We start from the raw sequence: 24,358 nt of genomic DNA, 5'->3' as shown, positions 1-24,358 counted from the left end.
GCTACTCCCCCTCTCTGGGCAGGTTAAACGCACGCGCCGTCTCGTCATACAGCGCGCGATAGTTGGCGAGCATCTGCTCGTGCAAAAAGTACGTGGCAACGCGACGCTGGCCGCGTTCCCCCATCTCAATGCGACGAGCGCGGCTTGTGCACATGCGTTCCATGGCATCGGCCAAGCCCTTGCGATACATAGGCGGTGTCACAAAACCTGCCACGCCAAAGCCATCGCCCGGAGCGCCTTCGAGCAGTTCACGGCAGCAGCCCACCTCGGTCGTCACGCAGGGACGACACGCGGCAAGCGACTCCAGCACGCTGAGCGGCTGACCTTCGGAGATGCTCGTCAAAATGGTAAAGTCGAGCTTTTCCATGTACTCGACCACGTTGACGCGGCCGGTAAAGATCAGGTCGCGCACGCCCAGGGTTTCGACCAGCGCGTGGCACTCGGCGCCGTACTCCTCGTCGTCCACGCCGCCCATGATGTGCAGGCGCACCTTGGGCAGGCGCTCGTGCAGCTCAAAGAAGGCATAGATCATGGTCTTGACATCCTTGATGGGCGCAAGGCGCACCACCGCGCCAATATCCACCCAGCCGTCATCGGTCTTTAAGGGAATGTCCTTAAAGCGGTCGAACTGGATACCGTTGGGGATGACCAGACATTTGTCTGCATCGCAACCCATATCGATCTGCGTCTTGCGGGCGTTATGGAACAAACTCGTCACGCGGAAGGCGCGGCGGTAGATCTCCTCCGAAAGCAGGTAGAAAAAGCGAATCCAGCGGTCCTTAAACGAAGGCACCACCCAATCGGCGCGAATGATCTCTTCCTCGCGCTCGCGGGTATAGATGCCATGTTCGGTCAGCAGCACCGGCGCATGGCGAACGCTTGAGCCCAGGCAGGCGAGCAGGCCACCGTAGCCGGTCGAGATGGCGTGGTACACATCGGCCACCGGCACCTCGCTGCCCAACAGGTAGAGCACGGGAAGCAACATAGAGCGCATGGTGTGGAATGCGTCGGCAAAAGGCGTGTAGGGGTACTCGGCAAGGCACACGTCGCGGAAATTATCCATAAACGTGCGGCTCTGCAAAAACGAGAGCGGATGTACGCGACGGCGCTGGAAGATATCGAACAGCACGTCCCAGTCCGGATTGGAGAGCGACACCAGGCGGCGTAGCGCCTCGCGCTCGCGGTCGTTAAAACTGGCTTCGTGTTGCTCGCCCGAAAGCCGCAGGGCATCGTCCAGGAACACCTCGTGCACCTCGACCACGTTGCTGGGCAGCTCGTAGACAAATTTGCCGCGGTCGGCAGCATGCGCGCCAATCACCCACAGCACGAACTCGTGCTCGGGCATGGCCTGGATATAGCCATGCATCCAGGTAGATACGCCGCCGTGCACATAGGGGTAGCAACCCTCGAGTACCAAGCAGATTCTCATCTGTCGCCACCCTCCTTGCGCTCGATCGTCAGGGTCTTATCATTTGCCTTGAGCAGATACAGATTGCCCGTCAGATGCGTAATCTCGCCACCCGTGACTGCACCCGGCTCGCCATTATTGGCGCGGAACATGAGCCACGCCTCGTCGTGGAAATTGCCCAGGCTGAGCGTCCAGGCATCCGCGCTGGTATCCACGCTCACCGTCACGGACGAAAAACGCTGGATGGCACCGGAGCACTCCGACGCCGTCTGGTGCCGCAGATCGGGCGCCGACTTGGTAAGCCAGTCCAGGTAGTCGACCAGGCCGCCCTTGTAGACCTCCCAGCCCTCCTTGGCTCCGCGATCAGGGTCCAAAAGGTCGTCCGGGTGCATAAAGTGCGTGCTCACGTAGTGCATGTTGAGCTCGGACACGGCTGCCAGGCGCATATAGGAATCGTCGACCATGCCGCCCGAAACAATACGTGGCTGCTCCACAATGCCATCGCTCGCCACGCCAAACTCCTGCACGTACGGCAGGTCGGTGCCATCCTCAAAATACGTACTGGCGATGGTCTTAATGCGCGGAACGTCGGTGCCGATGAGCTTGCGCGCTCGGGCAGAAAGGATATTCGATGGCGGCACGTAAACCGAGCCATGAGCGTTGGGCAGGACCTCGTCCTGAAACGCGATAAGTTCGTTGAGCGAAGCGGCAAGCGTCTCTTTGTTCTTCCAAGTCTTGTAGTCGTACAGCGTGCCGTAGTCGGTGTCCCAGAGCGCCAGAGGCTGATGGTTGTAACCGTGAAAGCCCAGCTCGCCGCCCATCTGCAGCAGCATGCCGCCAAAATATCGAAACTGCGTGGTATCGGCCTGTCGCGCGGGCTCGGTCTGGTTGACCGCGTCCTCGTAGTTTTCGATCATCACGCCGGTATAGCGAATGCCATATTTTTGCGCGAGCTTTTGCAGATCGGGCCACCAGACCTTGGTGTAAAAATCCGCAATGGAAAGGCCGTAGTCACGCTTGATATAAGTACCATCGCCCGAGGGCACGGGGCTGGGAAAGTCGTCCAAATAGAACACGGCGCTGTTGATGACCGGATAGGCCGTGGCATCACCCAGCAAGCTTATGGCCGAAGCATAGAACCCACGCATAACCTTGTCGTAGATGCCAATGTTGCACGCCACGGTGTGACCACTGCCGCAATCGTTAGACCAAATGAGCGGCGTGCCCGCGTCACCGGTCCTTGCCCAGACGTGCGCCGTTTCGCGCAATGAAACCGAAAGCGAAGAATCGAAGGGGTCCGAGAACTCGTAGCGCTCTCCTCCGCCCAACATAAAGTCCTCGCTCGGAACGATACTTTCGGCTGTCGCATAGTCATATCCGGCCGATTCGATCCCAAGCTTGGAAGCAATAGCCTGCAGGCAGTTCGAGTTATCTGGCGTCATGCCCAGCATGAGTGAGCCGCCCGCACTCACCCAACTCATCAGATCGGTCAGATGCGCACCCAGTCCGTCAAGCGAGGGCATAAGCAGAATCACGCGATCAAACGACGTGAGCGATGGGATCGCGTCCGCACCGTCGATGGCAATATCAACATCGCGATGGGCGATCTTCATGTCGAGCAGGATCTGGTCGAACTGTTCCTTTACGTCCTCGACGCCATCTTGATCCGAGTCGGTAATGACCAGGCACGTGGGCTTTTGGCCAAAGATTGCCGAGGAGGCCGGCACCGCATCGTTGGCGGCAAGCATCCCCAGCTTATGCTGGCCCGCACTGTACTGCACGCCGGAACGCTCCACCAGCAGCACGGCGGCCATGGCAGTAAAGACCGCCCACACCACGAGGAGCCCCATCCAACGAAAGCGACCTGCACGGTCGCGGATATGTTGCGCCACGCTCATCTGGCCTCCTCCCCGTCGCGCCAAAACGCCAACTGTTCGCGGTTGTCGGCGCTCAAATACACATGTTGCTCGTCAATCGCATCGATCACACGGTGGACCTCGTCACCATCGCGGCGCATCACGGCCAGGCGCAGGCAAAGCATCCAAACCTCCTGCTCCTCGGGCACGTCGAGCACCAGCTGGTCGGTCACGGCCTGCGCCTCGTCGATCTGTCCGACATCGGCCAGCGCCGTCGCGTATCGAATGCGCAGCTCAAAAGTGTCTTCGCGCTCGCAGCGACGCGCAAGCAGGCGCGCGTACTGTTGGCGCTGAATCTGAGCCACGCGCCCCTCGGCCAAGCCCGAGCCTAAGTATTCACCAAGAAAATCACAGTATTCGATGAGGTTTTGCGCGCTCGGGTCCGTCTTAAAGGCGCGCTCCAGCTGCTGCAGTTTAAGGTCGGACTCCTTGGAGATCTGCGCCACCGCCGTCGCGGCATAGTGCGCCACCTCAACGTCGTCGTTAAGCTTAGCCGCCTGCAGCTGCGCCAGGTACGCGTCGGGCTCCTCGGTGAGCATGGAGAGCATTAGGCGGCGCCGGTATGCCGGGTCGTTGACGATGAGCGCCTCCTCGAGCGGCACTACGCCTGCATCGTCCTCACCACTCGGTACCGACATACTGCGATGCAGGTCATCGTTAAAGCGCAGCGACTCCAACGCAGACTCTTTCAGCCCCTCGCCAAACACCGCGCCGCGGACCGATAGCAGAACCACCAGCAACGGGCCCCACAGCGGCACCAGCACTATCACAGCCAGCATATGCCCGCGCACCGGCAGCAGGCCCAACTTCATGAGCGTCCACAGCATCAGACAAACCAGAGCATGAATCAGCAACAAGACTGCGGCAACGACAAGCGAGATCAAGCGGCACCCCCCTCACCGTCACCGGTGTAAGCGATGTGCTGCAGTAGCGCCACGATGTCCTCGCCGTCGACGGGCTCCACCGCAATCTGCTTTGCGCTCAGGCGCTCGCGGATAATGGGCAGATCGCACGCCTTTGCCTGGCGCATAAGCAGGTAAAGCACGTCACCATCGACCAGGCCCGCCGCATCGCTCTCGCGGATTGCCGACCCAATTGCGCCCACCAGCTCGCCGACAGGCTCCATGCCCGGTACCACGCGCAGGAGCAAAAAGCTGCCCATCTTGCCATCTGCCAGCGCCTGCTCGGCCGCGAGCTCTTGGCCAAAGGCAGCCTGCTTGAGCACGCAAGTGCCGTCAACGCAGCGTTTATCCTGTGCCACCGCCTCATAGTCAAAGGCACGGCCCAGCGCGCTTTCGACCAGGCTGCACAAGATGCGGAACAAGTTTTGATAATAAAGGGTCATTTGGTTTTCGGCCGCACGACGCACAAAGATCAACACGGCGGGCGCCCCGTCACGCTCGATCGTGTATCCAAACATGGGAAGCCCCGGCGTCAGCTCGCGGTTCACCCACAGATTCGAACGACCCCCGTCGCCCAAAAGAGGTGCAAGCTGCTCAAGCGTGAGCGAGCGTGCGGCATCTTCGGCAATCGCGGGACTTGCTGCCACCAGGCGTGCAAATGCCCCGCCCGAAACATGGTAGATCGCCACTGAATCGTTCTCGAGGATCTCGCCCAAAAGCTCGCAGCACTTGCGATAGATGTCGCGTGGGTTGAACACGTCGAGCTCCTGCGTCACGGCAAAGATCTTGCCAAAGCTGTCGTGGCGACCCACGATCTGGCGCCTGTACGCGCGCTTGTCCTCGATCGCGTCGTGGTAGAGCTGCGTAAGGAACGTATTGCGGTTGCGCACGAGCTCGTTTTGATCGCGCTCCGCCCTAATGGCTTCGCTGTTGCGCAGCTGCACATAGCCGCACACGGCACCCACAACAAAGTACGCAATAAACGGCAGCCAGTTAGACGGCTCATAGAACAGACCCTGGAAGGTATAGCCGTACTGAGTAAAGTAGCTCGCGGCCAAACCCACCGACGCCAGCAGCGCCGCAACCAGGCCAAAGTCCAAGCCATACAGCGTGCCGATCAGCACCACGTAGAGCAGGCGATAATCGAGCACGTTGAGCTGGGCCGATTGGGAGAACAAGCGCTCCAGCACCTCGAACAGAACCCAGGCAACGCCCGTCTCCAGGCATTTGACAGGCAGCGTGCGCATTTGAATGCGGTCGATGGCCGCGCGCAAGGGGTTGACCTTCTTTGCACGGCCAGCATCCCAGCGAGCCTGAATGGTCGAGAGGTCGCGCAGCAAGTCGTAACGCTGAAACCAGCCATAACGCACGCGAACGACGTCGCTGGCGGGCAGGGCGTAGCCGGCAGAATCGCCATAGGCAACTGAGAGCCCTGGAAACAGCGCCTGAAGGGCCTCGCCCACCTCACCCACCGTGTGATGGAAGGTATCGACTACATCGAGTGTCTCAAAGTTGCCATCCCAGCTGTCGAAGATACGGCGTACCAGCACCGAAAGCTCCTCGGCACACAGCAGGGGAAACGCCGCATCCTGCGCGCCCTGCAGAGCGGCCGATCCAGTTGAGCATGCGTCGAGCATCGGCACCAAAAACGGGTCCTCCAGCGCGGCAGACGCGGTATACAGGAACGGCACGCGCAGGATCTTGGTCTGAACGCCCTCGCGAGCAGCGTAGTAGCGGCACAGGTCGTTGGCTGCGTGCGCGATAATGCCCTTGCCCGTTCGCCCCGCGGCATCGGCGGCGCCCTCGGCACCCGCGGGCCCCGCTACATACAGTAGTTGGACCCGGCGACCCGCGCACGTACGAAAGACCGAGCGCAGTAGCTCGATATCGCCCACGGTATCGGTATGCGGGGTAAGGTAATTAGACAGGTAGACCACGCGGTCGAACTCGTAGGCCTGTTCCAAGTGCTGAAGCAGCTCTTTCCACGAGGCATGGGGCGACGACTCGTCGCGGCGCGATTCCTGCGCGGCTACAACCTTAACGTGGTCCCCAGGGAATGCCTTGGCACAAAAGTCATCGTCAACATATGCGGTGTTGCCAACAACCAGCACCTCCATGGCGTACTCCTCCCCTAAAAACCACTTCTGTCATAGTCAAACATGCGTATTTTACGCTGTCAACGCGAGCTGGGGCGCCTTTAAGGTTGTTTTAAGAACTTTTTTAAAGGATGTGGGGACATCGAGAGCTAGATAGTGAATCCAATCTGTGGCAGATAAAGTGGCCCCCACACTCCACCAGCTGCGACATTTTCAATAAAGCCTCTTGCATAGGAATACAGGTCCTGCATACCGGTGCTAAGTGCTTCTCTGTCAAAAGCATCGTCATCTAAATTCGCAGGAGCGCGATATATGCCAGAAACGGATATTTCGGAACGGTAATAATGGCCCTCATCGCCAGGTAAAAGCTCAATAACTAAGTTGAGCTGACGAAACCTGACTCCGTTTTCGTCCGAGAATGCACTGGTAATAGCATTTCGGACGTTGCATTCAACGTCAGACTTATTGATGCCCTTTTTCGGAGTCACTCCGCCATCAAATGAAAAACTGTCCACTTTTCTGGTCACGCACGTAATCAGCGGAGATTCAATGCGTTGCTTCTGTAACGATTCCATCTACATCTCCAATCGAAAGGCATTCTCATCTGCCAAAGGAGTCGAGTCCCTATAAGCTGGAGCCTCTCCTCCTGGTATCACCGAAAACCGCGATGTGTTAAGTCCTGAGGTCGTCTCACCAGAAGAGAGACCCAGATATTTACGCGCCTCCGGGACATCTCGAATGAGCCTCATAAGATTATTTGCGGTAATAGATTGTTGCGATGCCCCGTTCTCCCAACGAGACGCCGTGGGTTTTGAAACCCCTAATAGCGACTCAAACTCATGCTGAGTCAAACCAAGATCAGAGCGCAAATCCTTTATATCCGAGGGAGATAAAAGTTCATGAGCCTTAGCATATTGGGAAGCCAGTGCATGGGCAAGCTTAGTCGCCTCTGTAGCAGTCATTTCATCGTTACCGCACTCGCAAACATAATGCTCAATTCCTTTTACGGTAATTTTCTCGCCACGGTAAATTTCAGTCATTGGCGCCGTGGTAAATTGCATTTCTTTGCCGCATTCCATGCAACGCATGACTCCTCCTTTAATGAATGTATCCATCGATGTTCGCAGACAAAACGTTTAAATGCGCATTGCCTTCGGAATCAATTGAAAACTTAACGTACCAATCCTCGCATTCAAAACCTCGGCACACGTAGACATCTGCGTAAACATCATGCAGAGGCCCATCCATATCGAGCGCGATGGATTTTCTAAAATCGTCAGGCTTCAGATAATCAAATAGGTCAGCAAGGAAATGATCGATGTCCAAATAACCAAACTGATTCATCAGGTGTCTGCGCACCCTACCATTTACAATCATCTTTCCCGAGCGAGCCAAAGACTTCGCTTCGTCAAGTGAATATGTCGGTCGGAGCTTGGTTCGATTCATAACCACCCCTTAGTTAGCATAATGCTAACTATATTCGTCTTGTTGCCAATTGGCAACTCTATATAACGGTCCACGCCAGGCGCATTAACGCCCCTATTTTGCGTCTATCCGGAAGTGCGGGGCAAGACGGAGATCTGGGGACCAGACCTCGGTCTTGCCCTTCCACGACCTGCGGTTTTGTCGTCACAATACGAGTTGTGCTCGGAGGTTTTCGATTTTTCCCAGCACATCCGAAATGCGAGGCCCTGCAAAGCATGTTCTAGCAACATTAGCGGCATCCGCGACAACATCCAGTTGTCGCGGAAACGTCAAAGGGCCGTTGTCGGAAACCGAACAACGGCCCTTCTTTGTCTCCGCCTCACGCAAAGTGCACGACGACTGTATCACTGAGGACATCCTCTTCAACCAGATCAAAAGCGCAGTTCGTACTTTAAGCTAACTGATAGGAACTTCAATTCTAGATCGTGCTATACAAACGCCGCTCCTAACCGCATAGCACTCAACATAATGTGGGCCAACAAAATCAGTCTTCTCATCATGAAAGCCATCTTTATTGCCACGTTGAATTTCGCCTCGGATGCAGTTTCTCTGAAATGCAGCTTCACCGCAGTTGCGAACTTTCCAGTAAAAAACGCAATCTCTAAAAGAAGCAGCATTGACAACAAAGAAGTGAAGCGAACGCCTTCGTAGCAAAGGACAATGCCTAGACAACATATCCCTAAGTAATGAGGGTCTAAATCCACGCTGTATAACTTCGCAATCGATATCCATCGAACGACGAATGTCAACCTTAAATATATCCTCGACAAATCGCTCCTCAATGGCCACGCCATACCTGGAAGCAAATTGGGCTTCTTCACTATCGGAAGAACCATCGACAACAGCGTCGGAGAATGACTTTCCAAATAAATCAATGAGAGCTTGCTCTTTTTCATCAGAGCTAGTGGCATCGATTAGTTTTCCATGAGCTTTCTTGGCTTTTGGCACAAACGCCCCGCCATCATCATTTGTAACCTGCTGGTTACTACCCAGGGCATGCCAAAATGATTGTTCGCGATCTTGCTCGGACAGAAATTCAAAGAGATCAGCCAAAAGATCATAAGGTTCACCTGAGCGGTCATCCTGGCTGTAAAAATTATTAACAAGAGTATCGATGAGCAGTCCCTTGAAATGGAATCCGAGAGTATTTTTCCAAACCCTTAAAGCATTGCAGAGCCTTTTGCCATCTCCATCGGTCTTTTCAAATAGAGTAGAACAGGCACCTTGCTCAGGAATAGGATCCGTCTTTTTCCAAGACCCACCATCATTTGAATCGGGATATTTGAACGATCCGTCGTCCTGCTCAAAAGCAGGAACCAAATCAATCGAATAAAACCTATCTGTGAAGTTAATCACTACAGCTTGTCCGTCACCTTTTATGTCAGTCTTGGGGTAACGGCTTTTAATTGTTTTTTTGACTTCTTGGAGAAGCGCCGACTGCCCATTAGAGTCATAGGCATTGAATCTCGTATAAACTTCCTGCGGCAGTACAAACAAAAGGTCAAGATCGCTAGTTTCGGAAACAGCAGTTTGCCGACCAACTGATCCGACCACAAGACAATGATCATCGACAGAATCCAAATCGTAGTATTTTTTGTTCAATAATTTCGTCAATGACTCAATCGACGATTGATACTCACTCAATGAATCAAGCGAAATTGATTCGAAGAAATTCTCAAAAGATTGCTTTTCGTCCATGTTGGTCCCTTCAGTTATCTAACCAAATCCCTCAATCCGACAGGGAGTATCTGTTCTATCTCCACCGGAGAAAACCCACAGTTACCTGCCTTAATGCTTTCACGGGCCTTTGAATAAGCTTTGGGATTTGTCATAGGGCTTTTTGCGTAAATTGAAGCAACTTCCTTTTGAAGAGAATCGCGACGAGATCTGATTTCCGCCAAATCAAATGAGCGGATGTCGGCAAGAAGTGATAGATACCCCTGAAGAATCACCCAAATTGCATCTGCGGTTGCGCCATGACAATTTGCCCTCTCGCTCAAGTTTGCCCCTTTAAGATAAATTGTTATTGCTAGACTGATGACAGATAGCCCGGCGGCAACCAGCGCCGCAATTTCCATTCCAGATAGCCAGATACTTACAAAGCCACAAGCGGAAACCGATGTCAAAACAGTCTGCATTACGGATAAACGGTTGTTGAGTCCGTTGGCGCTGTCTGCCGCAACGAGCTGCGTCTTATACGTATATAAAAGATTTGCATAAGCCTCAGCTATTTGCAGTAAGAGCCTGCGCCTTTCTTCAAACTCTTCAGCGGTTGTTTCCATTACTATCCTCCAAACAGTCAGTGTTTTTCTAAAAGGATAGGACGCCGCGAGGACAAAAAATATTGCACAATAAGGCAGACATTAACCCCGAGATTCGAGTACCAGAAGTGAGCCATATGCATAGCCCCATTGATAGCGAAAGCTACGTCAAGCCCATCCTTGGCAGGACCAAAATCGATATCTGGGAGTGTTATGCGAGACATGTTCTGCAATTTATCGATAGCAACAAATATGGCAATTTGGCTTACAGCGACAAACCGGATCTGATCGATCGGGCGCAGTCCCTAGGCATCGAGGTAACAGCTTCCCAATCGCAAGACAGCAGAAAGGCAGAATCCCTCTATTCCAAACTCCTATACGAGAATGATTCTTCTCAGGAAAAACGCCGAATCGAACTTATTGAGCAATGTGGAGCGCATTTCGAAAAAGGAGTCCTGTTTGGTCCAAATGGTACGGATTCATTCGAGCCGATTATTGAAGCTCTTCGCAAAAAGCTGGACAGACTCGACTCTGGTGACTACGAACTCTTTAGGAGAAACGAGTTGTTTGTCAGATCCAATATTCTTGCTGACGAGGAAATGCTTCGCGAAGCGCTCTCCAACATGAAAAAAGAATCCCGAGATCACTCATGGCACTTCGTATCCGTTATCGTCTCGGTCCCTGGATACAATTACATTTTCGACCTCGATGCATCGACATGCGTATCCCTTGAATTCGGATACGCAGACCAGTATCGAATTGCTCTTGAAGCAAACAAGGAAGTGAACATCGCAGAGTCAAGCTGAGCTGAGTTACTATAACCGCTCAACTAGCAGACCATTTCGCAGCAGGTCGGAATAAAGCCCCCAGAGTTCTTTGCTGTACAAGCCTCAGAGTCCCAATGAGCCAGCACACCCAAGCGTCGCAAATCCACGCCAATCCGGCACGAGGGTCCCACCAAGCGCCCTTACCTTGGTGGCAAGCAACCCGGACGCACAAAGCGGCCCGGGGCACCTCCACCCAAGAAAGGATCCGCTATGCTCAAAGACGGCATCGCATGCCTACTTAAGTTCGCACCCAGGGAAGCATACATCGACGACCTGATAAACGGTCACCTCTACATGAACGCAGCCGGCTACTACCATGGCCTGCCTGGCGAACAGGGCGATCCGCTCGAAGCTTCCATGGCTCCCGGGGCGTGCCTCTACAGATATACTTGCCTGCCTATCTACTGCATGTACACGGTCCGCGAGAACGATATCGTCAACAACACTGTGAATATCCCGAAACGCATGATCCAGGAGTTCGGATGCGAGGACGGATGGATCAGCATTGTGCAGTACGCCAGCTTCGCGCGCCTCGCCGACAGACACACCACCGACGACGGAAGCATCTACGCCCACGGTCCCATCTCCTATGGCGTACCCGGACCAAAACTGATCCACGAGATCTTTGAGGGCATCCCGCACAATCTCGTTATTAAAACGCCCAAGTACGCATATCAGCGTGAGTACCGAATCATCGGGACGCAGCCGGTCGAATGCCGTCTTATACCCGACGAGAAACACCCTGGCTGCAAAATTGAAGAATACGACCATGCAGAGCTTGACCTAGGCAGTGGCCTCACTGGCTTTTCCTGGAAGGTCTCGGTGGCGAGTCTCGAAGAGGCGCAAGGCGACCTCATGCTGGAGTTGTCGCATCAGGCATAGTCAACGAAGCACGAGCCCGAGCGCCACCGGGGACTAAAGTGGGGCCACCGCCTCCCCCCAACAATCCCCCAGAAAGTTCACTGATGTTGACTGTTATTCCCGTAAAATAAACCCCAACAAAATATGTGCGGAGTGCTGGCCTGGAGCTGCCTTCGGACCCTATTGGCTGCTCACCGAGAGGCTCCGCTATGAAACGACCCCTTTACTACCTGCTCTGCGCGATCGCGTGCACGTCCATAGCCAGCGCGACGATGCCCATGGCAGCCGTCGCGGAAGCCATCCAGCCTCAGGAGACCGCCGAGCAGCAGTCGCAAGCCGACGCCGCCACGAGCAGCAACACAGGCAGGGCCGAAGACGGCACCAACGCAAATGCGACAGCAGATACCGTAGAGGTCAGCACCGCAACATCCACCGGCACCAGCGCGGCCAACACGGAAACCACCGACGGCACCGCCGCCACGCCCGGCACCACCGCCGCAACCGGCACCCCTGCCCCATCCCTCCGAGCCCAGACCAACCCCACGCCCGCCACAATCTCCGCCGCGTCACAAACCGCCTACGCCCACTGCGCCACCGCAACCCAAAACGGCGTCACCTTCACCGTCTCGTGGAACGACGCCCCCGCGGGCACCGCGACGACCTTCCACGTAACCCAGACCAACGGCTCGACCCAGGCCAAGGCGCGCATGGACGTGCCCACCTATTGGGACGGCGGCAGCCAGGAAAGCGTCTGCGACCCGTCGCGCCCGGCATGGGCCAGCTACTACAGCCTTCGGGCCCGCGCTCGCGATCGGGCCCAAAGAATCCACGTGGGACCACAATTCACTTGCATGGAGCTAGCGAAGGTGCCTATCCCAAATCAGAAATGGTAAAACCAGCAGCAGCGCGATGCAGAGGGGCGCGGCCAGCAGGGTGGCCACGCCCGAGTTGATGCGCTCGCGAATTTCTTGGGGGCTCAAGAGATGAGCTCGTTCACGCGCTTTTGCACAGACGCATAGAGGCTTCCGAGCTTCTTTGAATAGCCGGCGCGCCCCTGCTATGCGTCATACACGTTGCAATTGCCCCTACCTAGAAAGTGTATAGCAGTTCGGTCAATCGCCTTTACGCTTTGGCCTACCTAGAACCGCAATCACGACGTTAACAAACACAAGCGCTGTTCCCAGCAGGAATAGCGCCAAGGAGGCGGCGATCCAGTTGTTTTCGGCGGTCTTGGGGAGCGTGGCGGCGGCGCTGACGGTCTTGGCCTTGGATGGCGTGGACGCCGTGGTCTTGGTCACTGTCGTCTTGGGCGTCGCGGCTGTCCTAGGCGTCGCAGCCGCGGGCTTAAGGACCGGATCCGTCGCGGACCCGGCACCGGGCCGCTCAACGGCAGGACCGCCGCCGGCCGGCTCGCCCGCGCCGCCGGGCACCTCGCGCCCGTCGGTCTCCCCCGCCGGCGCCGTGGCGCCCTGGGGCTCGATCACCACATGCGGCGCCATGGCCCCGGAAGCATCCACCACGCCGCCAGCACCAAAGGCCCCGCCCGCAGGCGTCACGAACCGCGCGGACACGAGAGACCCGCCTGCGCACGCGACGCCGCCATCGGCACCAGACGCATCGAGCCACGAGGCATTTACGGAAAGCCCGCACGCAGCCGGGCCATCGCCCGCGCCCGCGTCCTGCAGGTACACGCCAAAAGCCTGCACGCCGGCGGCGGGCGCGGCACCGGCGGCGACGACGCGCCCGCCGCCGCGCACGGCCATGCGGGCGGCGATCATGCCGGCCACGGCCTCGTCCGTGACGCCGGCCCCGTCCGCCCGGGCATCGACGGCGCAGCCGTCCACCGCGAGCGCCCGCGAGACGTGGATCGCGCACTGCGAGCCCGATGCCGCCAGGGACCCGGTGCCGCGAAGCGTCAGGCTGCCCCACACCTCCATGCCGCACTGCGCGATGTCCGCATCGGGCGCATGCGACTCGGTCACCGAGTTGCGCCCGGCAAGCGTCACGACCAGGTCGCCGTCGGCGCCGATGGCGTCGCCCGCGTAGCCGTCAAGCTCCAGGTGGCCGGCATCGGTCCAGGCCCAGCCGGGGCCCGACACGCCCGGCTCGCAGTACGTCGCGCCCGCGATGAACAGGCTCTCCGCGCCCGCGGCATAGGAAGGCCCGCCCAGCAAAACGCATAGGCAGGCCATGGCAGCGATCGCGATGTGATGACGGCTGGCGTGGGACTCGGCGGCAAACATACCCGCTCCGATCTTCGCAGGAGCCAATAGAATGTGCACCAGAAAATGCCCTGGTAGCGACAGTTATTAGTTTAGCGAGATCGATGCGGGGGCAAAGATAAATCGCGTGGGTAATGTCGACAATTAGGTGTAAATCGTTTTGCCAGTCGGTGAAAGGAGGAATGCAGGGTTATGCGTTAAGACGCGCTATCTTTGACACTCACGTTGCATATAGCTTCTGGGAATCTACTACCCGTTCCAGTTTGCTTCACCTTCCGCTCGCATCAGAGCGCGCCAAAGCTCACTGAGTCGCTAACTCGCTGTAATTAGCGAAGACGATCCCCCCCCCCTCTATCCTGGATAAGACATGTAAAACCGATTTTATTATTCAGACCCTGTTGTTTATATATTCGTCTGTTGCCCCATCTCGAGAAATGATTTTGCATGGGTGCCCAATCACAATCGAATGGCTTGGTACGTCGCAGTTAACATAAGTGTTCGGTGCAACGAGAACGTCGTTGCCTAAACGAACGCCACCAACAATAGTTGAGTTGACACCAAGCCAAACGCAATCGCCAAGAACAGGCGCACCTTTTCGTTTGCCGCGGTTTTCCCGACCAATTGTCACACCTTTGTGCATATTGCAGTTGCGACCGATAACGGCATTCGGGTTTACCGTAATGCCAAAAGCGTGACCCAGATACAAGCCTTCGCCAATCGAGGTGGCAGGCGCGATCTCGAGACCATATTTGCAAGCCATCCTCTTTCGAAAAAGATGCCATAAAGGATTGTGCGAATTCTGGCACTTTCGAAGTAGCCAAACAAACCTCAAAGCATGGTTTGAGAGAATAGACCCCCCCCCAAAGCGAATACGGTCACTGCTGTATACATTCGACATTGCTATCACCCAGCTAATTCCCGTAGAACTCGCGATACCACTTCGCGAATTCACGAAGACCGTCCTCGAGCGGCGTTGCGGGTTTGTAACCAAAATCGCGCTCCAAGGCGCCAGTATCCGCATAGGTTACAGGCACGTCACCAGGCTGCATAGGAACGAGCTGCTTATGCGCCTCGAAATCGTAATCGGCGGGGAGCACGCCCTCCTCAACCAGCACACGCTGCAGGGTGTCCACGAAGTCCAGCAGGTTCTCGGGATTCGAATTGCCGATGTTATACACGCGATGAGCGGCAATTGGCAAACCATCAGCACCGATCTTGACCTCAGGAGCGCCGTCCATGACCCTGCGCACGCCCTCCACAATATCGTCCACGTACGTAAAGTCGCGCTTACAATCGCCCATGTTGAAAATCTTAATCGTATCGCCACGACGCAACTTCTCGGTGAAGCCGAAGTACGCCATGTCGGGCCTTCCCATGGGCCCGTACACCGTAAAGAAGCGCAGACCCGTGGCCGGGATGGAGTAGAGCTTGGAGTAGGCCGCGGCCATGAGTTCATTGCTCTTCTTGGTGGCAGCATACAAACTCACGGGGGAGTCTACGCGGTCCTCCTCGCTGAAGGGAACCTTCTCGTTGCCGCCATAAACCGAACTCGAACTCGCGTACACCAGGTGCTTCACCGGGTGATGACGGCATCCTTCCAAAATGTTAAAGAATCCAATCAGGTTCGAGTCGATGTAAGCCCTCGGGTTCTCAATGGAATACCGCACACCCGCCTGGGCGGCCAAGTTCACCACAACGTCGAAGCCGTTCTCAGCGAACAGGCGCTCTATCAACGCGGCATCGCACAGGTCGCCGCGCACGAAGGCGAAACGCCCCGCCTTGTCCACCTCCGCCAGCATTCGCAGGCGAGCCTCCTTGATGCCAGGGTCGTAGTAGCTGTTCACGTTGTCCAGACCGATGATCGCGTCGTCGGTGGTTTCGAGCAGCCGCTTCACCAGAAACGCCCCGATGAAGCCGGCGGCGCCAGTGACGAGGACTTTTCTATCCTGCATATATACCCCACTCTTTCGTTTTAAGGAAGTCCTGAGATGGAACTCCCAACAAGTTAATTACAGACCTCAAAACGTTTTAAAGCCGCCGCCCTTGACCAGCTTCAGCAGCACCCTCCTACTCTTGGGCAAAGCAAAGCAAATCGCGAAATAGACAACGACGCACCCTACAATGTCCAACCCGACGCCAAGCCAGTTGCTAGATGCGAGTCCATACGTCACCCATGCAAATGCGCACATCATCGATGTGCAGAAAATGGGCTCCTTGAGCGACAACATAGTGCGCCCAAACGAAAGGCCAACCACGAAATATGTGACCACTTGGTTGATAGCAATCAAAAGGATTCTCAATCCCGCATCAGCCCACACGACGGCATCGAACCCTTGCATAGCCGCCACGGTCATAAGCGGCGTCATCAACACGAGGTACATCACCTGCACAAGCGTAGACACGCGCGGTTTACCAAGAGAGCGATACATCTCGCTGCTGTAGTATGAGAGCAGCACCATCGGCCCCTGCACCAGCCCATACAACCCGAACATGAGCGTCGCCTCGCCCCACTGATCGCCGAGCAACAGGGCCACCAAAGGCTCGCGGAATACGAAGATACCCGCAGACAACGGCAACAGGAACAATGCCACCATGAACTGGAAGCGTCGCAGATAAGCAACGTATTCTTCCCGATCAAACTGAAGGCGCGAAAGTGACGAGAACAAGATGGGCGTCGTAGCGTTCGTGATAATCCCGAAGCACCCGCTCACAAAGGTGACTGGCGTCTTGTAATATCCCAACTCAGCCGCACCCAGGAAATGCCCCACGATAAAGGTGCCCGCCCAAGAGGAAAGCCATATGGTGAACGACTCCAAAAGCGTCCATCCGCTGAATGAGAACATAGCCTTCAGCATGTTGAAGGAGTAGAAAAAACGCGGCTTCCACTCAGACAGCAGAGTCAGCCCCACTGCATTTACAATATTCGCCGCCAAAGTGCCAACGATAAGCGACCAGTAACCAAATCCCATAAACGCCAGTACAAGCGTCGAGCCGAAGTTAAGTAAGGTCGACGTCAGTCTCACCGGCATAAGCGACTTGAAATCGAGATTACGGTGGAACAACGCCATCTGAATGCTCGAAAACGACGTCAACGGGAGAGAGAGGCAGGCCACGGCCAAGGGAAAGCCCAGCGACGGATTGCCCACGAAGGTGGCCACCGGATCGTTGAATATGGCAATGAGACACCACAGGACCACCGATATGCCGAAGTTCGTCCAAAAGGCCACGTTAGCGTTGGCATGCAGGTCTTTTTTGTCTCGGAAGCTGTGTTGCACCAGGTACTTCTGGAACCCGGCGTCCGCGAACATGTCGGCAAAGCTCACTACCATGGTGACGGTCGCCACCATGCCAAACGCCTCTGGCGCCAGCAGCCTCGCTAAGACGAGCTGCGAGATAGGCGAGATGATTTTGGCGATAATCTCGGTTGCCAGAGACCACTTTGCCGCGCTTGCCGACCTCGCCCGGAGGTCTTTTGTGTCGGACATACTAAACCTCCATGAAGAAACGCCGGAGCGCGCTTACTGGCTGATTATCCATGCGCACGCACTGAATGCAGCTTTCGTTTGCCATCATTCCTCGTTTTCACGTTGAGGCAAAGAAACCATTTGCCCCAACGTCCTCTCCGCCTCAGCGGGGCTGAAAGGCGTAAACCCGCCCCACGGGTAGAAAGTCAGCTCGCCGACGAGAACGCGCCCCTTGCAGATGAAGAGGTCGACCCTCAAGAAAGGTACACCGTCACTCAGTTTCCTTGATAGCTCGAGCATCTCGCTGAGCTGCTCCGGGGCAGGGATCGTCTCTTCGGAACTCGCGTATCCCATCGCCAAAGGCAGCAGATTCCACTCAGTGTCGTAGAAATCGTTGTACCTCTTCTCAGAATCGTTCTTGTCCCCGTGACAATAAGAAATCAGCCGGGGTTCCCCGTCAAAGCAGAAGAAGTCGAACTCGTCGATGCCTTCCCAGTTATCGTCTTCATCACGGGCATTATCGCCCTCGCTCTCCAAGAACTCCTCGGCGAACACGACGGGCTTCACGTTCTTGTAAGGCCATTCCCTGCACCCGTAAAAATAATTCTGCTTCAAATGACCCCGAAAAAAGTCCTTGGCACCGTTGAGATCGAAGTGTCCCTTGTCAGTGCAGATGAGCACGCCGCCGCAGTCGTGGTTCGTCTTGAGTACGAACTTCTCCGGTAGCCCACTCACATCGATGTCATCAGCGGAATTCCAGGCGCCCAACGTCTTGACCACGTGCTCGGAGCCCACACGCGAGGCAATGAGGTCCTTAGCGCGGTACTTGTCGACCATGGTCGTGTACGCAGGGTTGTGATCGTTAAGCTTCAGCCACTGCATCTTCTCAGTGAAGGTCACCGGCGAGTCTATGCTAGGCCACATGCCCAACTTGGCGCGATGCATCAATCGAAGGTGCGTCCTGTCGGAAACCCATTTCGTTAGACCCTTCGACGTAAAGGCACAGTAGGCCATCCACGGGTCACTTAGGTATTTTTTAATTTTGCTTTCCATATATACAATTTCCTTAAGTCCGAGCTTAAACAAAGCGTTTTACTTTTTAATTCTCTGCGCTACACATGGAACAAGCCCTGGGCGTATGCAAACCACCAACGTAGACTTTGCTCGTATATGCCCGAAACGGTTTCGGGCACTATTTACCCCATCCACACGAACGAATAAGACTCGATACCAAGCCCGGTATGAAGCAGATAGGCATAAAAGGCGTAGAAAAGGAACCAGACAACTAGAAAACAGCCAAGACAAAAACGGGCTTTTATTTTCCGAGCGTCCTTCACGAAGCCTCCGAAAATCACGGGGCCTAATACGGTGAAGTAATAGGCTATGCGGCCGGCGTTGGCAATCACATAAGAGGACGCCGAAGCCAAAATGCCTAAAGCGTAAAACACGAGCGGCATCCGGTTGGCTTTGAGCCGCGACGTTCCGTCGCTCTCAACCGGGGCAACATTCGCAGTTTCGCGGCTGACGAAATATGCGATCGCGAGGACGGTCGCCTGCGCAAAAACCATCAACCCGATGCTCGATTCGTTCACGGAGTAACGCGCATACCGGTCGACGAGCTTAGAGCCCGCATAAGCTGCCAGGAACAGCAGGGCAACCGATGCAAGCATCTTCGCGGCGAACTGCGATCGGCTCTTGCTTTTGTTGGAAAATAGGTAGTAGATGAGGAATAGGACCCCTATCAGGGCGGACGCGTGCAAAAGAGCGCCAACAGCCCACCAAGCGCAAAAAAGCAACGGCTTATTCTGTTCTAAAAACCTGGTTGCGTAGAAAACCAGCGAGACTGCAATCATCTGGCACGTCAGACACATAGACAGCGGGAACACCGTTGCCGTATAGACGAACATCGCAAACGAGAGCGATGCCGTTCGTCTAAAATCCCAAAGCCTGAAAGCAAAAAAGGCGTTGGTGATCAGCGACTCGACGACGAGCAAGAACGAGTAATTGTTACAGATATGGAGCACCGCACTTGTGAAGACACCGTACGGAACGCTGAACGTATGGTTCCACATCGTGGTCCCATACGCGTAGAAGTACTCGATTCCCTCTTTATAACCCAGGGTATCCTGCCCAACCGCATACGACCTCAAGCCCCCGACGGCGGTAAGAAGAACCACGGCAGCGACCAGCCCAGCCTTACTCTTGCCGTTTTCCGACATGCGCGCAAGCGCCGCTGAAAGCAAAACGACAAGAAAGTAGAAAAGCGATGTTTCGATAAAGTTCATCCGAATACCAGCCTCACGAAACCGGGAAGCTCCGAATTGATTTCATAGCCCGAGCCTTTCAAATCCCTCGCACTGGCGCTTGACCCTATGCGATCCGCGGAGAGCGCGGCGTCGGCCCATTCGTCCAGAGCGTCGCCCAGACTTTTGTAAACGACGTTCTCGCAAATGCCAACCTCCCGCGTGATGGAGTCGCTAATCACGCAAGGGAGTCCGTTTGCCTGCGCCTCGACGACGACGTTCGGCAGGCCTTCGTAGACAGAGGGGAAGATGAAGACGTCCATAGCCGAATAGAGACGGCGGACATCGCTCCTAACCCCGGCAAACACCACCCTATCGGTCAATCCGAGCTCGGCAACGCGCCTCTCAACGGCCGTGCGTGTCTCGCCTTTGCCGACGAGAATGAGGACGGCGTCTGGCCTTCTCCGGGCGATTTCAGCAAAAACATCGACAAGGAAGAGGTGGTTCTTCTGCTCACTGAACCTCCCGACGTGCCCGACGACATAGGACTCGGCAGGAACGCCCAGTTCGCGCTTAACATCGTCCCGTGTCGAAGCGTCATAGGCGTAGTCCTCGAGTTTGAGCGCGTTCTTCATGAGATGGAAACGCGGCCCCGATACCCCCGCCTTGCCGAACATGTAGACGCCCGCCTCGGTAGACGGGGCGGCGAAGTCGGTCGCCGCAACCCTGACAAGGGGCTTGAAAAGATTGTGCAGCAGGGTCTCCTTTTTGCTGTTCGAAACTGTACCCGTGTTGCTTGACCTGAATATGGTTCTGGACACGCCTCCGAATCTCATGGCGAGCAAATCAAGACAGGAAAGGCTGTGCTGAGACGACCTGACAGCACAGCAATAACCGCCGTCCCGGGCTATCTGCATGAGCCGCTTGAACGAAGCGACCGGCCCGGCCTCGGTCTTCTTGACTGTGTGCACAATTCTGCCGCCCATCGACTCGATTTCGGCGTCGTAAAAGCCCGGCACGTCGGACGACACACAGAAGTCGAGCTGATAGCGCGACTTGTCCAAAGCCCGGTAATACTTCATGAATACCGTCTCGGCCCCGCCGGTGTCCATCGAGGTCACGATATAGAGGGCCTTCTTCATTGGACGATCACCGCATCGGATTTCTCGATCAGCTTCTGCAGCGCCTTTTTAGCAATCGCCTTCCTGCGGTTGGCCGGAGATTCCTGATAGCGCTCGTATACCTCGGCCTTCACCGCGAACCTTGCGTCGCCTGAAAGATCCGCCATTGCGCGGAGCTGCGCTATATGTAGATGATGGTAGGCGGGAGAGGCGATACGCTTTTCCATGTCGTAATAAGACCAGAAGCCGGCGTCGTAGTCATCCAAATGGCAAGCCAACGTCTCCGCAGAGTGCTTGAATGGCCCGGCGAAGCGCGCGTCGACCAACGATGCGTCATAGAGACCGAAAAGGCTAAACACCCAACCGTTCATGACACTGCGCCTGGGGCGTTGAGGGTACTCCTCCAGGAACAGTTCTCCCCCGTCATGCGACGACACGCCGCCATTGTCCATGTCGATAAGCATGAACTCGGCAGCTTTCAGCGCCGCAACTCTATAGCACTCGTCCCCGAAAGCCGCATGGGCCCTCAGCAGCATCGAGCACCCCTCGCCTTGGGCCATCGAGGAGACGGAGTACTTAGCGCTGCCTATCGGACCAAATGCGTCCCAAGAGCCGTCATCCCGCTGGGCGCCGATCGCCCAATCCGAGCATACCCTTAGTGCGTCGAGAAAGCGCTCAACTTCATCCGACCTGAGAATGCTCAAGTCGTAACAGCCCAAACCGTATTGGAAAATGGCGATGGGGAAATGCACCCGCGCCCCACCGGCGATGACGCTAACAGGGACACCGCCCTCGTCGAGCAGAGTACTGCCAGTGACCTTGCCGGTCAAATCGTTGTAGTACCCGGACAACTGTCCGACATTATAGGCCCTGCCCAAGCTCTGCTCTACGGCCACAGCCGTCTTGCCAGTGAGCATTTTGCTCCACCTTTTGAGCATGGTCATCTTCTGCGCAATCTGGCCCATCATTCACCTTCGTTTCTGTAATCGACTCCGAGCGAGCGCACAAGCCCCTCCACGTTGGCCTCCAAACGGAAGTCCCTCTCCCAAACGGCCCTTGCAGCGCGCCTCATAGAAGACCCTTCGGCCTTGCCCAAAAAGACGAATCGCTTTATGGCCGCGGCGACATCTTCCGGTCCACAGTCGCTAGGTAGGAGAAAGCCGTTGACGCCATCGCTTACTATCTCGTGGGTTCCGCCAACGTCCGTGGCGATGACGGGAATGCCGAATCCGAAGGCCTCCATGATCGAAAGCGGCAGGCCCTCGCTTGACGAGACGTTCACGAAGACGTCGAAATGCTTCGCTGCGTACTCCCCCAAAAGCGCGTCGTTCGGCAAAGCCCCCGCGAACTTCGCGGTGGAGTGCGTCAGCAACGAGCAGGCGGCCCTCGCCTCCTCGAGCTGTGGGCCGTCGCCGTAATGGGTCCATTCGACGCGAAGCCCTTCGGCATCAAGAAGGGTGACAGCCTTAGCAAGAAGAGGCACGCGCTTAACGTCGACAATACGCGAGCACGAGACGACCCGCAACGGGCAGGTCAACGGCTCGCCGGACTTGTCTGGCATCTCCCGCGTTCCGAGATAGGAGGTCGTCACCTTGCCCTCATGGCCCGGCCAGTTCGCGTTTATGTATTCCTCCCCGTCTTTCGAGCAGGGAAGCACTCCGGAAAGCTTGGATAGGAGGTATCCCCGGAAGGGCAAATAATGCACATCGGTACGATCTGCATACAGATCGTACCCATGTGCACGCGCAACGGCGCGTGCACATGGGTACGTGCCGGTCAGCCAAGCAGCGACCAAAGCGGTGTCGTAAAGCCAAAAGCTGTATATGTGCGTGGGCTCAAAGCCAAAGCGGACCAGTTCCTCCGCAAGCACGTCCGCCTTTGCCTTCGCCCTCGCGGCAAAGTAGCCCCGAAACACGCGCTTTCCGATTCCATGAACGGATTCTGTGGCATAGGCCTCACGAACGTCCGCACCGCCCAAAAGGGGAAACGCGATCCCTTTGACTGCAAGCAAAGCCTTGTCCTTGGAGGTATTACCGCAACCCAAGGCCAGGGGCGTCACATTGCCCGGCAGCGCGCAGGTGGGCGCGTCACCCGGCTGCGCCTCGGTCCCCACGGCGAGCACCTCGTCGAAATAGGTCGAAAGAACGCCTATCTCGTTCTCGAGATAGGACTCAGCGGCGACCTCGCCGCGGTTAAAGGGGAACCTCCTCGTCAGAAGGAGCAGCCGTCTCTTTTTTTTATCAGCAGTAATCGCCACAAATACTAATCCCTCTTGAATAGGTCGCGGGTATACACCTTGCCGGCAACATCGGCCAGATCGTCGCTCCACCGGTTGGCAATGATCACGTCGCACTCGGCCTTGAACCTCTCAAGGTCATGCGTCACCTCGGAACCGAAGAATTCCGGCGCGTCCAGCGTTGGCTCGTAGACAACGACCGGCACTCCCTTGGCCTTCACGCGCTTCATAACGCCTTGGATGGAACTGGCGCGGAAATTGTCGGAGTTAGACTTCATGGTCAGGCGGTACACGCCCGCCACGGGCTTCTCCTTGCCTTCGTATACCTTGTCCCACAGCAGTTGCAATACCTCGTCTGCAATGTAGTCCTTGCGAGTGCGGTTGGCATCGACGATGGCCTCGATAAGGTTCTGAGGCACGTCCTTATAGTTGGCCAGCAACTGCTTGGTGTCCTTGGGCAGGCAGTAGCCGCCGTAGCCGAAGGAGGGGTTGTTGTAGTGGGAGCCAATGCGGGGCTCTAGGCACACGCCATCGATGACGTCCTTGGTGTTGAGTCCCCTCATCTCGCAGTAAGTGTCCAGCTCATTGAAGTACGCCACGCGAAGTGCCAGGTAGGTGTTGGCGAACAGCTTCACGGCCTCCGCCTCGGTGGTACCAAGAACGAGCTGCGGGATGCCCGTCGTGCCATCAGGGTTGGTGCGCTCAAGCTCGGCGGGGCCGACGCCTTGGGCGAGCAGCCCAGCAAACGTCTTTGCGGCCTTCACAGCTTCCTCGTCGTCCTTGGGCGCGCCCACAACGATGCGGCTAGGGTGCAAATTATCGTAGAGCGCCTTGCTCTCTCGAAGGAACTCGGGGCTGAAGATGATGCGGCTGTCGCCAAGCGTCTCGCGAAGCGACGAAGTGTAACCCACAGGGATGGTCGACTTGATGACAATCCAGGCCGTCGGGTTCACCGAGCGGATTGCCGAAATTGCGGCTTCAACAGACGAGGTGTCGAAAAAGTTGCGGTCCGAGTCGTAGTTCGTTGGCGTGGCCACGATGGCGAAATCCGCGCCTGTATAGGCCTCGGCGACGTCCACGGTTGCATGCAGGTCGAGCTTCCTCGTGCCCGCCTTAGCCTCGGCCAGGAAGAGCTCAATCTCGTCGTCCTGGATGGGCGACTGAAAAGCGTTAATCTTCTCTACCTTCTCGGAGACGATGTCGAGCGCGCGCACCTCGTTGTGCTGCGAGAGCAGAACGGCCAACGAGAGCCCCACATAGCCGGTGCCGGCGACTGCTATCTTCATTTTTTCGGACATATCATTCAACCTTTCGTT

Annotated in this window: 22 protein-coding genes; 3 read left to right on the top strand and 19 right to left on the bottom strand. The window is 56.2% G+C overall.

The features are described from left to right. Position 1: 1 nt before the first annotated feature. From pelF to I2H19_RS00875, 9 genes are all read right to left on the bottom strand, one after another. Positions 2 to 1,429, bottom strand: a complete 1,428-nt coding sequence (gene pelF / locus I2H19_RS00915; protein ID WP_195620704.1) for a GT4 family glycosyltransferase PelF — start codon at positions 1,427 to 1,429, stop codon at positions 2 to 4. Further along, entirely contained in the window at positions 1,426 to 3,306 is a 1,881-nt protein-coding gene (locus I2H19_RS00910; protein WP_195620701.1) for a DUF2194 domain-containing protein, read from the bottom strand. Before I2H19_RS00910 ends, pelF begins: the two co-directional genes overlap by 4 nt. Then, positions 3,303 to 4,208, bottom strand: a complete 906-nt coding sequence (locus tag I2H19_RS00905; RefSeq protein ID WP_195620699.1) for a hypothetical protein — start codon at positions 4,206 to 4,208, stop codon at positions 3,303 to 3,305. The genes I2H19_RS00910 and I2H19_RS00905 overlap by 4 nt, the downstream gene beginning before the upstream one ends. Then, the gene (locus I2H19_RS00900) at positions 4,205 to 6,343 is read right to left on the bottom strand and encodes a DUF4118 domain-containing protein (RefSeq protein WP_195620697.1); all 2,139 of its coding nucleotides are present in this window, start codon (positions 6,341 to 6,343) and stop codon (positions 4,205 to 4,207) included. The genes I2H19_RS00905 and I2H19_RS00900 overlap by 4 nt, the downstream gene beginning before the upstream one ends. 128 nt (positions 6,344 to 6,471) lie before the next feature. After that, positions 6,472 to 6,897 carry a hypothetical protein gene (locus I2H19_RS00895; protein ID WP_195620695.1) on the bottom strand — a complete coding sequence of 142 codons (426 nt, stop codon included), beginning with the start codon at positions 6,895 to 6,897 and terminating at the stop codon, positions 6,472 to 6,474. After that, positions 6,898 to 7,410 (bottom strand): type II TA system antitoxin MqsA family protein, encoded by a 513-nt coding sequence (locus I2H19_RS00890; RefSeq protein WP_195620693.1) that lies wholly within the window; start codon positions 7,408 to 7,410, stop codon positions 6,898 to 6,900. It abuts the gene before it with no gap. A gap of 10 nt (positions 7,411 to 7,420) precedes the next feature. Continuing rightward, the gene (locus I2H19_RS00885; protein WP_195620685.1) at positions 7,421 to 7,768 is read right to left on the bottom strand and encodes a type II toxin-antitoxin system MqsR family toxin; all 348 of its coding nucleotides are present in this window, start codon (positions 7,766 to 7,768) and stop codon (positions 7,421 to 7,423) included. A 435-nt stretch (positions 7,769 to 8,203) separates the two neighbouring features. Further along, positions 8,204 to 9,505, bottom strand: a complete 1,302-nt coding sequence (locus tag I2H19_RS00880) for an SMODS domain-containing nucleotidyltransferase (protein ID WP_195620681.1) — start codon at positions 9,503 to 9,505, stop codon at positions 8,204 to 8,206. Positions 9,506 to 9,519: 14 nt separating this feature from the next. Continuing rightward, positions 9,520 to 10,089: an SLATT domain-containing protein gene (locus tag I2H19_RS00875; RefSeq protein WP_195620680.1), complete on the bottom strand. Its 570-nt coding sequence runs from the start codon at positions 10,087 to 10,089 to the stop codon at positions 9,520 to 9,522. A gap of 116 nt (positions 10,090 to 10,205) precedes the next feature. Between I2H19_RS00875 and I2H19_RS00870 the strand changes: the two genes are divergently transcribed. The 3 genes from I2H19_RS00870 to I2H19_RS00860 all read left to right on the top strand — a co-directional run bounded on the left by I2H19_RS00870 (position 10,206) and on the right by I2H19_RS00860 (position 12,649). Continuing rightward, positions 10,206 to 10,874: a hypothetical protein gene (locus tag I2H19_RS00870; RefSeq protein ID WP_195620674.1), complete on the top strand. Its 669-nt coding sequence runs from the start codon at positions 10,206 to 10,208 to the stop codon at positions 10,872 to 10,874. 231 nt (positions 10,875 to 11,105) lie between these two features. Further along, entirely contained in the window at positions 11,106 to 11,777 is a 672-nt protein-coding gene (locus tag I2H19_RS00865) for a hypothetical protein (RefSeq protein WP_195620672.1), read from the top strand. 188 nt (positions 11,778 to 11,965) lie between these two features. Further along, positions 11,966 to 12,649, top strand: coding sequence for a hypothetical protein (locus I2H19_RS00860; protein WP_195620670.1), 684 nt, complete (start codon positions 11,966 to 11,968; stop codon positions 12,647 to 12,649). 219 nt (positions 12,650 to 12,868) lie between these two features. On the opposite strand, the gene I2H19_RS00855 is transcribed toward I2H19_RS00860, so the two are convergent. From I2H19_RS00855 to I2H19_RS00810, 10 genes are all read right to left on the bottom strand, one after another. After that, positions 12,869 to 14,026 (bottom strand): hypothetical protein, encoded by a 1,158-nt coding sequence (locus I2H19_RS00855; protein ID WP_195620668.1) that lies wholly within the window; start codon positions 14,024 to 14,026, stop codon positions 12,869 to 12,871. Positions 14,027 to 14,366: 340 nt separating this feature from the next. Then, complete coding sequence (locus I2H19_RS00850) at positions 14,367 to 14,738, bottom strand: serine O-acetyltransferase (protein WP_117564570.1); 372 nt, start codon at positions 14,736 to 14,738, stop codon at positions 14,367 to 14,369. 151 nt (positions 14,739 to 14,889) lie between these two features. Further along, complete coding sequence (locus I2H19_RS00845; RefSeq protein ID WP_117564571.1) at positions 14,890 to 15,930, bottom strand: NAD-dependent epimerase/dehydratase family protein; 1,041 nt, start codon at positions 15,928 to 15,930, stop codon at positions 14,890 to 14,892. A gap of 66 nt (positions 15,931 to 15,996) precedes the next feature. Beyond that, positions 15,997 to 17,463 carry a lipopolysaccharide biosynthesis protein gene (locus tag I2H19_RS00840; protein ID WP_117564572.1) on the bottom strand — a complete coding sequence of 489 codons (1,467 nt, stop codon included), beginning with the start codon at positions 17,461 to 17,463 and terminating at the stop codon, positions 15,997 to 15,999. Positions 17,464 to 17,547: 84 nt separating this feature from the next. Continuing rightward, positions 17,548 to 18,495: an ATP-grasp fold amidoligase family protein gene (locus I2H19_RS00835; RefSeq protein ID WP_229089688.1), complete on the bottom strand. Its 948-nt coding sequence runs from the start codon at positions 18,493 to 18,495 to the stop codon at positions 17,548 to 17,550. Positions 18,496 to 18,638: 143 nt separating this feature from the next. Then, entirely contained in the window at positions 18,639 to 19,727 is a 1,089-nt protein-coding gene (locus I2H19_RS00830; protein WP_117638204.1) for an EpsG family protein, read from the bottom strand. After that, the gene (locus I2H19_RS00825) at positions 19,724 to 20,827 is read right to left on the bottom strand and encodes a glycosyltransferase family 1 protein (RefSeq protein WP_195620664.1); all 1,104 of its coding nucleotides are present in this window, start codon (positions 20,825 to 20,827) and stop codon (positions 19,724 to 19,726) included. The genes I2H19_RS00830 and I2H19_RS00825 overlap by 4 nt, the downstream gene beginning before the upstream one ends. Then, positions 20,824 to 21,771, bottom strand: coding sequence for a D-glucuronyl C5-epimerase family protein (locus tag I2H19_RS00820; RefSeq protein WP_229089684.1), 948 nt, complete (start codon positions 21,769 to 21,771; stop codon positions 20,824 to 20,826). The genes I2H19_RS00825 and I2H19_RS00820 overlap by 4 nt, the downstream gene beginning before the upstream one ends. Beyond that, on the bottom strand, positions 21,771 to 23,063 hold the full coding sequence (locus tag I2H19_RS10055; RefSeq protein WP_195620661.1) for a glycosyltransferase: 1,293 nt from the start codon (positions 23,061 to 23,063) through the stop codon (positions 21,771 to 21,773). The genes I2H19_RS00820 and I2H19_RS10055 overlap by 1 nt, the downstream gene beginning before the upstream one ends. Before the next feature lie 5 nt (positions 23,064 to 23,068). Next, positions 23,069 to 24,340: a nucleotide sugar dehydrogenase gene (locus I2H19_RS00810; protein WP_267489784.1), complete on the bottom strand. Its 1,272-nt coding sequence runs from the start codon at positions 24,338 to 24,340 to the stop codon at positions 23,069 to 23,071. Positions 24,341 to 24,358 lie beyond the last annotated feature (18 nt).

The organism is Collinsella aerofaciens, from assembly GCF_015560135.1.
GTDB lineage: Bacteria > Actinomycetota > Coriobacteriia > Coriobacteriales > Coriobacteriaceae > Collinsella > Collinsella aerofaciens_AN.
Note: the sequence above shows the minus strand (reverse complement) of the source record. Positions and strands in the feature narration are given on the sequence as shown.

Bases quoted from the DNA above. Each gene is read 5' to 3' on its own strand.
- I2H19_RS00810 (WP_267489784.1), bottom strand. From the start codon at position 24,340: ATGTCCGAAAAAATGAAGATAGCAGTCGCCGGCACCGGCTATGTGGGG.
- I2H19_RS00835 (WP_229089688.1), bottom strand. From the start codon at position 18,495: ATGGAAAGCAAAATTAAAAAATACCTAAGTGACCCGTGGATGGCCTAC.
- pelF (WP_195620704.1), bottom strand. From the start codon at position 1,429: ATGAGAATCTGCTTGGTACTCGAGGGTTGCTACCCCTATGTGCACGGC.
- I2H19_RS00820 (WP_229089684.1), bottom strand. From the start codon at position 21,771: ATGGGCCAGATTGCGCAGAAGATGACCATGCTCAAAAGGTGGAGCAAA.
- I2H19_RS00825 (WP_195620664.1), bottom strand. From the start codon at position 20,827: ATGAAGAAGGCCCTCTATATCGTGACCTCGATGGACACCGGCGGGGCC.
- I2H19_RS00895 (WP_195620695.1), bottom strand. From the start codon at position 6,897: ATGGAATCGTTACAGAAGCAACGCATTGAATCTCCGCTGATTACGTGC.
- I2H19_RS00830 (WP_117638204.1), bottom strand. From the start codon at position 19,727: ATGAACTTTATCGAAACATCGCTTTTCTACTTTCTTGTCGTTTTGCTT.
- I2H19_RS00850 (WP_117564570.1), bottom strand. From the start codon at position 14,738: ATGGCTTGCAAATATGGTCTCGAGATCGCGCCTGCCACCTCGATTGGC.
- I2H19_RS00875 (WP_195620680.1), bottom strand. From the start codon at position 10,089: ATGGAAACAACCGCTGAAGAGTTTGAAGAAAGGCGCAGGCTCTTACTG.
- I2H19_RS00890 (WP_195620693.1), bottom strand. From the start codon at position 7,410: ATGCGTTGCATGGAATGCGGCAAAGAAATGCAATTTACCACGGCGCCA.
- I2H19_RS00910 (WP_195620701.1), bottom strand. From the start codon at position 3,306: ATGAGCGTGGCGCAACATATCCGCGACCGTGCAGGTCGCTTTCGTTGG.
- I2H19_RS00840 (WP_117564572.1), bottom strand. From the start codon at position 17,463: ATGTCCGACACAAAAGACCTCCGGGCGAGGTCGGCAAGCGCGGCAAAG.
- I2H19_RS00900 (WP_195620697.1), bottom strand. From the start codon at position 6,343: ATGGAGGTGCTGGTTGTTGGCAACACCGCATATGTTGACGATGACTTT.
- I2H19_RS00865 (WP_195620672.1), top strand. From the start codon at position 11,106: ATGCTCAAAGACGGCATCGCATGCCTACTTAAGTTCGCACCCAGGGAA.
- I2H19_RS00880 (WP_195620681.1), bottom strand. From the start codon at position 9,505: ATGGACGAAAAGCAATCTTTTGAGAATTTCTTCGAATCAATTTCGCTT.
- I2H19_RS00870 (WP_195620674.1), top strand. From the start codon at position 10,206: ATGCATAGCCCCATTGATAGCGAAAGCTACGTCAAGCCCATCCTTGGC.
- I2H19_RS00885 (WP_195620685.1), bottom strand. From the start codon at position 7,768: ATGAATCGAACCAAGCTCCGACCGACATATTCACTTGACGAAGCGAAG.
- I2H19_RS00860 (WP_195620670.1), top strand. From the start codon at position 11,966: ATGAAACGACCCCTTTACTACCTGCTCTGCGCGATCGCGTGCACGTCC.
- I2H19_RS00845 (WP_117564571.1), bottom strand. From the start codon at position 15,930: ATGCAGGATAGAAAAGTCCTCGTCACTGGCGCCGCCGGCTTCATCGGG.